We start from the raw sequence: 11,364 nt of genomic DNA, 5'->3' as shown, positions 1-11,364 counted from the left end.
GTGATTACGCTGGTTCTGTGCCTGATCCATCATTAAAGTCATTCACTGGTGGTGGCTAGGGCTGGTCGCCGGACAAGTGCTGGTACTTTGGCGAGTGTTGGAGAGGACGTGGGCGCTGGACGGCGTTACTGATCAACTATCCGGTCCACGATCTGGGTTTCGAGTTTCTGATCAATAACAGACTTGCTAGATGATGGCTGCGGGTTGGCGACAGACTCGAATTCTATGACGGCGGCTACCGTCCAGGCTTGCACTTGCTGGGGTGGCTGTTCGATACGGTTTGATCGCCCACTCTGATCGCGCACATCCACAATGCGGTCATTGAACCGTATAGCGTCTGCGTCGCCGCGGCAGAACTCGGGGAATCCCCCGAATTCAACGCACACGTCGAGCACTCGCCGAGTGAGGATGTCAGCGAGGCTGGTATAGCCGAACCGGCGTAGGCCTCGTGCAATCTTTGCGGTATCCCACGGCCAGCAGCTTCCGTTGTGGTAGCTGCCTGGGCGGTAGCGGGCTTCGTTGGTTCCGAGCGTCCGGATTCCGCCGGGGCATAGCAGTTCAGGGGTGAATAGCTTCTCGATTATCCGTCGCCTGATTTCGCCGTAGTCGTTTCCGCCGAGCAGGTTGCTGTCGAGGAGATGACCCATGTTGGAGGCTGCCACCCAAAGAGGTTTGTATGCTCCGCTTGGGGTTGGATGCGCGCCCAGGGCGAAGAATCCGCCGTCGTTGAGCCACAAGGTCTCGAGCACTGCGTTTCGAAGGCGCGTGGCCGCGGCTTCCAGCCGTGTCGCTAGTTCCGCTGTCTCGTCGCGGAGCAGCCGGGCCGCTGCCCGGGCCGCATCAAATGCCAGGGCCTGGACTTCCACCGCCGCGATCGGCGGCGTGATGATCTGCCCGTCGGCGGAGGAAAAGGCGTCCCATGAGTCTTTCCAGGTCTGGTTCGTTAGACCCCCATGTGCCTGAACTGATGATTCCAGAAATCCCGCATTTGATGTCTCCAGTTTCCCCGCGAGCCATTCTGCAGCCTTGCGGACCGACTGCCGGAGCGGCGTCACAGAACCGTCTTGGCACTTGAGCGCTGTGTCAAGATACGTCGTATTCACCGTCACGCATCGGGCGCAGGCTAGGAGGAAGAGCGGAGTGGCGTCGATCGATCCAAAATAGGGCCATCCCCAGCCATGCTCGGTGGTGAGTTGCTTCGCCACTGGGTCATCAGGGGAACGGATCTCGTGTGGGATCTTACCGGGCTCCTCGGCCTTCGACTCATCGAACTGCTGCCCCTGGTAGGTGGCGAGATATCGTACTGTCTCGAACAGCAGTCTGGGGAAGCCGGAGACGACAGACATGGCCGAGATCAACGAGTCGCGCCCGAATACCGCTTCGAAGTTGTGGAGGGCTGGATCCTGCGCACCTGGTTCTGCGATCGCCGCCAAGAGTGGGCCTTGCAGACCAACCTGGCTAGGGGCATCCACACGGGCAAGCGCGGCCAAGGCCCGTGCCGCGTCGGGGCGGTGAGGGCGTCTTTCCGCGTCAACTCGCCGGATCGAGACGACCTCCTCGCCCGGCAGCAGGTCAATCCGGCCAGTGGACGTAGTGTTCTCCTCCTTGATGTCGTCAATCAGGATAGCATTCGATGAGTGGTTGGCTCGGTAATGGGTCTTCACTAAGTTATTCCCGGCGGCAAGGGGGTAGTTGATGCATCGTGGGTGGCCCGGGATGCGCGTCTTGACGCTCGAGCAAAGAGCGCGCCGACATGAGAAGATCTTTGAATTCGATGAGGCGGCGCATCTGTATTTCCGGGCGGCGTGGCTGGAACAATCTGGAGCCAATCGCTTCTCGAACCTGATGCGGGCAGCTTCGTGCAAGGAACGTGCGCAGAACTGGCGCCAGCAGAGCGGTCTATGGGAACGTTTGGCCTACGAGCTCGCTAAGTCGACTGGATGGGAATTCCCGGACCGGATGGAGTCCTTCCGTTCGCGCCACCTAGAGCCCGGCCAGCTTGGGATCTTCCACATTATCTCCTATACGGAATGGATGAGTCCATCTAGCGAACTTGTCCATCTGGTTAAAGGAGAAGAGGAGATCGGGCTTCGCCGGCTACAGCGCGCGTGGGCCTACCAGTGGGGAGCCGAAGAGGCAGAGGCAAGCGGAAGGCTGACTCACGCCGCGCGGCTGTGGCGACTGGCTGGGCTAAGCTTCGCAGACGAACATTGCCCCCTGCAAGACCGCTACCGGGAGGCAGCACGGTCATTCCTACACGGGGCAACCAGCACGCTGCACGCAGGGGAATGGGTGCCGATGACCTTCGTGGCAAGCGTGCCCTGGAACTCTACCAGCATCGAATGGGGAGACCCTAAGCCCAAGACATCAACGGAAAACGAAGTGACAGTTCAGGATGACGTCCAGACGGATAGCCGGACAGACCTTGGATGGCACCGCTACGCCTGGGAGAACTATCTCCAAAGCGTTAAAGCCCCTACCGCCCAGGCTGACGCGCTGGATGAGTGGGCAAGAGAACTGAACCAACTCCAGCAGCTGCTCGTTGTTGCCGGAGACCGACACCACGGTGCCCAACTCTACCGGGAAAGGATGCAAACCCAGCTCAGGATTCTAAAGCTCCGTCATCGCTGGATGGTTCTGCTATTCAGGAATCTATACCACTGGACGAGCCTGTCGGGAAGTAGTGTGTGGCGAACTCTACTCACCGTGCTCATCGTAAATGCAGCAATATTGCCACTGCTGTACTGGTCAACCGGCGCAGCGCGGGCCGGAACCCTCGGGCCACAGCGCGCCAGCTTTCCTCAGGCACTTATAATGAGCTTGGCCAATGTCGTTTCACTCTCCACTTCCAGCGCACGCGTAGTTACCGAATGGGCAAGCGCACTTCAGGTACTGCAGGCCATCAGTGGATACTTCATTCTCGCCTTTATCGTATGGGTAGCTCAGAGATTCCACTGACACAAGGGAGTCGGTAATCCAATCATCACAAAGACATTCGAGCAAGATTATCGGGACCACAATGAGACCACTTCGCCCCAAGGTACCCAGCGGTCGCTCATCGCCGCATCGATATGCTCGCTCATCGGCATGAGTGTGCCTCGCGGCCGCATCGACTGGCAGTCCCCCACGACGCCAGATCGTCCCGATCTGCGCGCCTCATCTGATGACAGCCGTAACTCGCGCGGCTGTGCAGATCGGCGCATCCCGCGCACGGCGAAAGACCAGGACCGACGCGTAGCGTGATCAACGCCGTGGGCCCAGTGGTGCGCCGCGTTTGCTCATCCCCGGGTCCGCGGTAGGCCCTGCGTGAGTGGGAAGCATGCCGGTTCGCCTCACCCCGGGCCGGCATGCCTTTACCTTGCGGGACTGGCCCGCCGGGGGTCCGCGGGTGCTGGCCGGGTTACAGGTCCAGGGTCATCCCGTCGTAGGCGGCGGGCACGTCGGCGTCGGCGAGCCGGGCAAGCATGGCGGCGGACATGTGCGTGAGCACGATCCGCCGGGCGCGGATCTGGCCGAGATGGGCGCGCAGCGTCTGGTAGTCCAGGTGGTAGCGGACGGGCCGGTCGAAGGTGTAGGCCTCCACGGCGAACAGGTCCGCCCCGTCCGCTGCCTGGGTCAGCGCCGCGGTCCACTGCGTGTCCCCGGAATAGGCGATGCTCACGCCGCCCAGGTCCACCCGCAGTGCGAGCGGCGGCGCGCCGCAGGGGTGCTCGACCTGCCATCCGCGTACCGTCGCCGCGCCCAGGGCGGATGGCTGCCCGTCGGTGCCCAGTTCGGTGACCTGCACCGGGAACCGCCGCTGCGCCTGGCTGGAGCCAGGGAACAGCGCCTCCATCGCCTCGGCCAGCCGCGCCCGGGTGCCCGGCGGTCCGGCCACCAGCAGCGGCGCGGACCTGCCGGAGAACTGGCCGTCGAGGATCAGGAAGGGCAGCCCGCCGAAATGATCCCCATGCAGGTGGGTCACCGCCACCGCGCCGACCGCATTCGGGTCAAGCCCCTGGGCCTTGAGCGCCACCATGCTGGTAGCCCCGCAATCGACCAGCAGAACCTGTCCGGGGCCGGACAGGTGGATGCACGTCTGCCACCGCCCGCCGCTACCGAACGCGTCACCGCTGCCAGCGAACCGAACCCTCATGACGGCATCCTCACCCACCCGGCGCCAGGCAGTACAGCTGCCCTCCACGATCAGCGATAGGCGCGTCCGGCGACACGGCCTCAATCGGGCAGGACCGTGCGCTCAGCCTCGATCAGCACTGATCACGCATCGTAAGCGAGCTCCACGAAGCAGAGCGCCGCCGAGCGCCGAATAGGCTCTCTTGACCACCAAGCCTCCGGAGCGCTAAGGCAGATGACCCAGTTCGGAACGTGGGGCTGTCCGCCCGCAGACGACCTCATAGCGCACCAGTGAGCGCGTTGGCCGCACGCGCATAGTCATCCGGACGCCGCAGAGCTGCGTACTACCAAGGTGGGGCGAAAGGCGCGGGGCTCGCGGCTACGCCGATGAGATCTGAGCCGTTTGCGAGCAACGCTGTTCGAAGGAGGATGGATTCATGGAGGAAACCGATTGGTCCCAGGTCGACTCGATCCGCGGCGAATGGCCCGTCGGCGAACTGGACGCAGACAATGACCTGGCCGCATGGCGGGCGGGACAGCGCGTGTACGAAGCGAACGATGACTACCGGTCCATGATGCAGGCAGGGGCTCTGATGTGTCAGGCGCTGCAGCATGAGCTTTACGGACAGGGCATCCTGGCGGGTTCCGATCTTCCGGAAACGGTCCACAGCGTTCTATTCGCCTCGATAACCGCGCCGCCGGACGGTTGGACTCTGACCGACCAAGCCAGCCGGCAAATCCGGCTCGCCATGACCGTCATGAAGAAACACGGATGGCAACCGGCCGCGATGGGCGGAAACGGCGCCATGGAGAGACCGTTCTTCCAGGGCGGCAACTACATGCTGCTGACCAGGGCAATCGCAGCAGAAAAAAGGCGGCAAGGCGATCTCAAAGGGTTCTTCGCCAAGAATCCCATCGACATCCCGGCGCCCATGGCTGCTCCAGGGACTCAAGCGCGGGCCGACTATCTTGACGACCCGGTGGCCCTCGCCACACGAGTAGAGAACATCTTCGGTGAGGCTGATGCAGGAGACGCGGCCAGCCAGGCGTATCGCAAAGCCTTCGCCGCGCAGGAAAGGGGCGACGTAGCGGCCGCGCTCTACCATTACGAAGAGGCCGCCCAGCTCGGCCTGGTCGATGCAATGTACGACGCCGGCTGCCTCAACTTCGAGCTGGGCCGCACGTCCGCGGGCATCTTCTGGTGGGAAACCGGGGCAAAGAGCGGTCACGCGAAGTCCGCGTACAACCTCGGCGTCGCGGCGCTCCAGGCCGTCGACCTGCCTGGGGCACGGCAGTGGTATCAGCGGGCAGCCGAACTCGGCGACGGCGGCGGGTGCGCCGCCATGACCCAGATGGCCGCCGACGCGGACGACAAACAGGCGGAGATGCACTGGTCACGGCAAGGGGCCGAGCTGGAACATCCGTTCTGCCAGATGCGTTACGGGCAGCTCCTCTTCCAGGCCAACCCCAATGACCGGACAGTCATGCAAAGAGCGCTGTCTCTGGAAGAACGGGCGGCTGAGACGGGCGAGGCCAACGCCATGTTCCTTGCAGGCATAATCAACGGGCAGCTCGGCCACCGATCCGAGGCCCGCCGTTGGCTGGAACAAGCCGAACGCGCCGGGCACCCGCGGGCCAGAACGGTCATAGACAAGTACGGGTTCTAGCGCGACCTCACAGTCAGCGGTCAGCCTCGGGCATGATCGAACTGCTCACCGATCACGGCGACCAGCACGCAGAAGATCACGATGCTGCGGCCCACTTCGAAGTCGGCCCTCCGAGTTGCACACAGCGAGACGGCCGAGTGAGCATTCGAACGCCGAATGAGTGGTTAGGCCCCGGTTAGGCCCTGGTGATCGCTGGAGCGGGGGTATCCGCGCGGGCCGCGTCGGCGTCCTAAAGAGCCGCGCTGTCATCTGTACGCCATTGTGTATCGTTACTGATCCGTAACAATGTGCAGGTACTCGATATCATCCGCATGCACGTCATAAGAATTGTCAGCTCGGGAAGTGTCCAGCTGCGTAGGTGGATGGAGTACGAATCGCGGCGATCACAAACTGAAGATGAACATCCGCCATATTTAGTCAACTTTCTCGGGTCAACTGAATGTGGCGCTTTAACTTAGATAGTTATGGCGCAAGCTTGAATCGCAAGGGGAACACATGCCTTTGTTTTCGAAATCGAGTGGTGGGCAGAGGCACCCACCTCGACTCACCGTCAGTGGCCATCCACAAAACGAGCCGGAGGTGCCAGGTTCGCTACCCCGCCGCAACCGTCTTTTTATCGAATGCGCGAGATTGCTTGCTGGAGATCCCCTTGCCTCTGAGGCTTCGGCTGGAGTTCCGATCGGCAAGGGTCTTGGCATGGAAGGCCTAGTCGCCATGATAGCCCCCTTGTTCCGCAGAGAGAGATCACTGCTCAGATGGGTGGCCCTGCGCGGCGCCTTTACTGACATGTACATCCGCACGGTCGATCCCAGTAGCCGGGTCGTTCCCTTCTATCCGGTCGTGGAAACCGCTATGGGCGTCGGGCACATCTCCGCCCCTGGCGCTGCCGAAGAAGTGATCTCCGTTGCGCCGGAGTGGGTACCGCGATTGACTGCCGAGCAGCGCAAAAGCGCGGCATTGATGTTCGCGGCATTCCAAGTACAGCTCTTCGACTACGAGCGTTATTCGAAGATGAACATGGAGGACGTCAACCAGGACCGAAAGTGCCGCCTGAATGACGCGATGGCTCTGGCCTCCATCGCATGGGCTGCGGTTGCACTGCTGCGCCTGGGCATCGCCCAGCAGGAAATGACGATGGTTCCTGAGCCGGACGCGCTTGAGCAGCCCGGCTGGTATACCGATCCTCTTTGGGGGAAGGCAGATCGCTACTGGGACGGCACAGACTGGACAAGCAGATGTCGTTCACCAGACGGCATCGAAGGCTTGGCGCCGCTGCGTCCTGCTCCGACGGGAATTTAGACGCCAGGCGACCGCCAGTTCGCACCGGAGAACGTCCAGTATCAGGCGGATATCTGTCATGGCCCTGTACCCAACGTGCAGAGGACACTGCCGTTGCCCCCATGGCCGCCAGCGGGGAGATTTCGATGGCCGTCAACACGCGGATGCATCGTGGGCAATCGGCAGGCGGATGCAGCGCTATCGGGAGCGCTGGCGTTGCCGGGTACCTCTCCATCGGGCCGGTTCATCAGCGGGGCAGAAGATCAATCCTGAGCAATGGCCGGCTGGTTACGGTGTCGTGGAAAGCGCCGGATCCTGCCTCCAGCCAGCCGGGAGCGCGGATTGTCGCCTCGCCGGATCTGCCCAGCCGCTTTTCTGCGGTGCTGAGCGCTTCATAAAGCTGATCTCGGTCCGGGTCGCCGAGAACGAGCACGTCGATGTCACCCACGGGCCGCGGACCAGCCTGCCCTTCACGTCCGACGGCCCGCGAGCCGTAGATGTACGCCGCCGCGGTCCCTTCGATGTCGGTCAGGGCGGCAGCGAGTACGGCAGGAACCCCGAAGGCACGGGCGAGCACCTCGGCCAGTCCCGCGTAGTAGGGACTGGCGGTGTTGGCACGGACCAGTCGAGTGTTTCCGGCCTTCCGCGTTGTCAGCAGGCCTGCCTCTTCAGCGCGCTGGATCTCCCGGTGCACCGATGGATGCGGAGCGCCCGTCCGGATATGGATACGCTGTTCCCTCCAACCGCCGGCCCGCCCAGCACGGGCGCGCCCGCCGCCTCGAGGCCAACGCCGCGCCTGCCGCTGAAGTACCATGGGCCTCCATGGCAGGCTGCCAGCCTGCTAGTTCCGGGGCAGGTGAGCCGCGATCATGACAGGCATTGCTGCGGCGGGTGAGTTCGCCTCGTGATCACCGCCGATCGTCCGGGGGAGACGGAAGCGCAGCGCGACGACCGCAATCTTGTCGAGTTGCTGCAGGAGCTTCGGGTCGCCGCGATCGGCGTTCAGGTGATCTTCGGTTTCCTGCTCTCGCTGCCCTTCTATGCACGGTTTACCGCGCTCGGGCATGCACAGCGGGCGCTGTATGTGACGGCCGTGCTGCTCGCCGTGGTGTCTACCGCCCTATTGCTCGGGCCGGTCGCCTTCCACCGGCTGGTCTTCCGCCACCATATGAAGGAGCATCTGGTACGGGCAGCGAACGTGATGGCCATCGGGGGCCTTGCCGCCGTGGCCCTGACCGTCGCCGTGGCGGTGCTGCTGGTGGTCAGCTGTGTCGAGAACGAGCTGACAGTGATCCTGGTGACCGTCTTCACCGTAGGCCTGTTCGGTGGCCTTTGGTTTGTGTACCCCATGACGCGCCGACGGGGCTCGCCGACGGATTCCGGGCCGCCGGCACCGCCCCCCGCATTCCCCGGCGACGGCCGCAGCCACACCGGGGACGCGGGGCCGAATCCCCGCACATGACCTGCACACGGCAACCGTTCAGTGCCCCGGCCCAAATCGCTGACCCGCCGTAGGTGGTCCTCATCCCCGTCATCCAGAACGAACCGTGGCGCCTGCCCAGCATCTTGCCAGCTGCAACAGGTGCTCAGCCGCGATCCGGCAACACTCGCGTTTCCGCGGAAGCGGGTTGTGAATCCGATGGGGACGGGCTCAACATACGCCCTTAACGCGGCCCGCGCCGCAGAGCAGGGCGCCGGCTTTTCGGCCGGCGCACACCCAACCGGGAGGTCCGTCTGGGCGTCTACGAGGGCAGCAGTTCGCTTGCTTTCTTCACTGAGAGGCGATCATGAGGCTCCTTGGAGGCGGCGCGCGGGTGGCCGCGGTGCTGGCGCTCGCCGGCGCGACTGCCGCATGCGGCACGACGGCGGCCACGTCGGCGTCCGGCGCGGCGGTGGCCGGTACGTCGCAGACAGGCACTCCGGCGCTCACGGCGAGCGTGCCCCCGGCCAAGCACGGGAACACCCTTAACGGGGTGTCCTGCACGGGCGGTACCTGTTACGCGGTCGGGTACACGGTCCTCGGGTCGGCCACGCACACCCTCATCGAGGCGTGGAGTGGCGGTTCCTGGAGGCAGGAACCGTCTCCGGCGGGCGTCCTGTCGGCGATCTCCTGTGCCTTCGCGCCGGCCGCCGCCTGGGCCACCCGGGCCGCCGCCGCCGGGGCCACCTCGGCCGCCAGGTGCCTGGCCCTCGGTGTCCCGGCGGTCCTCGCCGGAAGCGGCAGCAGCTGGCACGCGGTCACCGGCCCGGGCGGGCCCGTTCTGGTCGCGCTCTCCTGCCCGGTGTCCGGTTCATGCGTCCTCGTCGGCTGGACGGCGAAAACGCCGGTGCCGGTCTACGCGACCTGGAACGGCAAGGCGTTCCGCGTCGGGGTGATGCACGCGCCGCCGCACTCCTTCCAGTCGGTGGAGATCTCGGGGATCTCGTGCGTGTCGCCTGAGGACTGCGTCGCGGTCGGCGACTACACCTACGGCCTGACGGGCAAGCCCAACCCGAAGGCCAGGGACCAGGTGCTCGCCGAGCGGTGGAACGGCCGCACCTGGCAGCTGCTTCCCGCGGTGAACGTCGCCCACTTCAACCAGTTCACCGCGGTGTCCTGCGTCTCGGCCTCGGACTGCACCGCGATCGGGAACAGCCGGCAGCAGTTCCCGCTCGCCGAGCACTGGAACGGATCGGCGTGGCGGGTCGAACCCGCGCCGATCGTGCACAAGACCGGGGACGAGTTCCTGACCAGCATCTCCTGCCCGACGGCCCGGTTCTGCGCCGCGACGGGCAGCTACCAGCTGCAGCCGGTCGCGGAGACCTGGAACGGAGCTGACTGGCGGGTCACGCTGCTGCCCGAGCCACCAGGGGACACCGTCTCCGCCCCGCTCAGCTCCGTCGCCTGCGCCAGCGCGGCACGCTGCGTGGCGGTCGGGACCAGTAGCGGCAACGGGTTCAGCTACGCCGAGGTGTACGCCAGCGGCACGTGGCACCTGTCCGCCACGCAGAACCCTGTCACGTAACCGCCAAGCTCACGCCAGCCCGGCCGGGACGGCGGCGCGCGGGCCGAGCACCGGCTGCCCGCCCCGGGGCCCGCGGACCCTGGCGTCCCACGGCCAGCGGCCGCGGTCGTCGGCGTACACCAGTTGCAGTGCCTCGATCACCGGCCCGTAGAAATCGACGGCGACCGCCAGGTGCGCCGCAGGCTCGGCGACCCTGACGACCTCCAGCAGGGGACCGTCTTCCACGAGTACCTCCTCTCCCGGCCGCGGGACCGTGGTGTCCAGCACGTAGCCGGCCACCGCGTTCAGCAGCCAGGTGGCGCGCGGCAGCGGCAGCCCGGTCACTACCAGCTCGGGCCTGCCACGCGGGGTCAGCCCGAGCGTGTACGCCCAGGGCGGGTGGATCCGGTCACCCTCCACGCCCGTCACGGCCCAGCCAAAGCGGTCGATCAGGCCCTGCATGTGATCCAGGTAGTCCTGGTGACTGCTTCCCGGGTGGTCGCATTCCCAGCACATGATCGTCCTCCTCCATATGAGCGATCCATGCTGCCAATCTAGCGGCGGCCACCGACATTACGTTCGATAGCGGGCGCAGGCGCGGCTGACGCTCACAGCGACGGCACACGCCGCCCCCCGCACCCGGCCCGCGCAAGCCACCGCACCGCCCGCTTTCCATTCAAATGATCCCGAACGAACCGTGCCGCCTCTCCCGCCCGCCATTCCACCCGGCGACGTGGTTAGCCTTTTCTTTCGTCCGCCGGGATGGTCAATCGCTTTATCGCTGACAACGGGGCGACCTTCGCGGCGATTGCGGACCCGCAGTCTATCGCGCCTGTACCGGCCTCAGGCCTGAGGTAACCCCGTAGCCGCGGCTGCCATGCGCATGGCCCCAAACCACGACCAGTACTTTGGACCGGTCATATTCCTGTACGCGGTTTTCGTGATACTTCCGGCCGTCACAGTGACGATTGTGCTAGCCCTGCTGCTCGTATTGCTCGCACTGATTGCTCATCTGTGAAGTTGATCCCGGGACCGGGGCAGCGGGCGGTAGCGTCGCCCACGTGACGGGTGATCCTGCGGTACCGAGCTGGCGGGATGTCGAACGGGCCGCGCCTGAGATCGCGCGGCTCGGCGCAGCCCGGCTGGCCTCGGCGCGCGTGGCACTGCTGGGCACGCTGCGCCGCGACGGATCCCCGCGCATCAGCCCGGTCGAGCCCTACATCGCCGGGGGCCAGCTGCTCATCGGTGCCATGGCCTGGTCGGCGAAGGCGGGCGACCTGCAGCGGGACCCGCGGTATGTGCTGCACAGCGCAGTGACCGGC

10 protein-coding genes are annotated in these 11,364 nt (G+C 65.0%); 6 read left to right on the top strand and 4 right to left on the bottom strand.

Annotation, left to right across the window (positions count from 1 at the left end):
* Positions 1–125: 125 nt before the first annotated feature.
* Positions 126–1,664 carry an amylo-alpha-1,6-glucosidase gene (locus Q1N79_RS26425; protein ID WP_300613583.1) on the bottom strand — a complete coding sequence of 513 codons (1,539 nt, stop codon included), beginning with the start codon at positions 1,662–1,664 and terminating at the stop codon, positions 126–128.
* Positions 1,665–1,725: 61 nt separating this feature from the next.
* Here Q1N79_RS26425 and Q1N79_RS26420 point away from each other — a divergent pair, with 61 nt between their 5' ends.
* Positions 1,726–2,958 carry a hypothetical protein gene (locus Q1N79_RS26420; protein ID WP_300613581.1) on the top strand — a complete coding sequence of 411 codons (1,233 nt, stop codon included), beginning with the start codon at positions 1,726–1,728 and terminating at the stop codon, positions 2,956–2,958.
* A 442-nt stretch (positions 2,959–3,400) separates the two neighbouring features.
* On the opposite strand, the gene Q1N79_RS26415 is transcribed toward Q1N79_RS26420, so the two are convergent.
* Positions 3,401–4,135, bottom strand: a complete 735-nt coding sequence (locus Q1N79_RS26415; protein ID WP_300613579.1) for an MBL fold metallo-hydrolase — start codon at positions 4,133–4,135, stop codon at positions 3,401–3,403.
* A 415-nt stretch (positions 4,136–4,550) separates the two neighbouring features.
* On the opposite strand from Q1N79_RS26415, the gene Q1N79_RS26410 reads away from it, so the two are divergent.
* Together Q1N79_RS26410 and Q1N79_RS26405 are read left to right on the top strand one after the other, a co-directional pair.
* The gene (locus Q1N79_RS26410) at positions 4,551–5,780 is read left to right on the top strand and encodes a hypothetical protein (RefSeq protein ID WP_300613577.1); all 1,230 of its coding nucleotides are present in this window, start codon (positions 4,551–4,553) and stop codon (positions 5,778–5,780) included.
* A 759-nt stretch (positions 5,781–6,539) separates the two neighbouring features.
* Positions 6,540–7,079, top strand: a complete 540-nt coding sequence (locus Q1N79_RS26405; RefSeq protein WP_300613575.1) for a DUF2510 domain-containing protein — start codon at positions 6,540–6,542, stop codon at positions 7,077–7,079.
* 226 nt (positions 7,080–7,305) lie between these two features.
* On the opposite strand, the gene Q1N79_RS26400 is transcribed toward Q1N79_RS26405, so the two are convergent.
* Positions 7,306–7,752 (bottom strand): nucleotidyltransferase domain-containing protein, encoded by a 447-nt coding sequence (locus Q1N79_RS26400; protein WP_300613573.1) that lies wholly within the window; start codon positions 7,750–7,752, stop codon positions 7,306–7,308.
* A 210-nt stretch (positions 7,753–7,962) separates the two neighbouring features.
* On the opposite strand from Q1N79_RS26400, the gene Q1N79_RS26395 reads away from it, so the two are divergent.
* Both Q1N79_RS26395 and Q1N79_RS26390 read left to right on the top strand, forming a co-directional pair.
* Complete coding sequence (locus Q1N79_RS26395) at positions 7,963–8,520, top strand: DUF6328 family protein (RefSeq protein ID WP_300613570.1); 558 nt, start codon at positions 7,963–7,965, stop codon at positions 8,518–8,520.
* Between the two features lie 325 nt (positions 8,521–8,845).
* On the top strand, positions 8,846–10,063 hold the full coding sequence (locus Q1N79_RS26390; protein ID WP_300613568.1) for a hypothetical protein: 1,218 nt from the start codon (positions 8,846–8,848) through the stop codon (positions 10,061–10,063).
* A 9-nt stretch (positions 10,064–10,072) separates the two neighbouring features.
* Here Q1N79_RS26390 and Q1N79_RS26385 read toward each other — a convergent pair whose 3' ends face one another.
* Positions 10,073–10,558 carry a DUF4262 domain-containing protein gene (locus Q1N79_RS26385; RefSeq protein ID WP_300613566.1) on the bottom strand — a complete coding sequence of 162 codons (486 nt, stop codon included), beginning with the start codon at positions 10,556–10,558 and terminating at the stop codon, positions 10,073–10,075.
* 545 nt (positions 10,559–11,103) lie between these two features.
* On the opposite strand from Q1N79_RS26385, the gene Q1N79_RS26380 reads away from it, so the two are divergent.
* Positions 11,104–11,364 (top strand): pyridoxamine 5'-phosphate oxidase family protein (locus Q1N79_RS26380; protein WP_300613564.1); only part of this gene is annotated, 261 nt, incomplete at its 3' end.

Source organism: Trebonia sp. (assembly GCF_030042015.1).
Classification (GTDB): Bacteria; Actinomycetota; Actinomycetes; order Streptosporangiales; family Streptosporangiaceae; genus Trebonia.
Note: the sequence above shows the minus strand (reverse complement) of the source record. Positions and strands in the feature narration are given on the sequence as shown.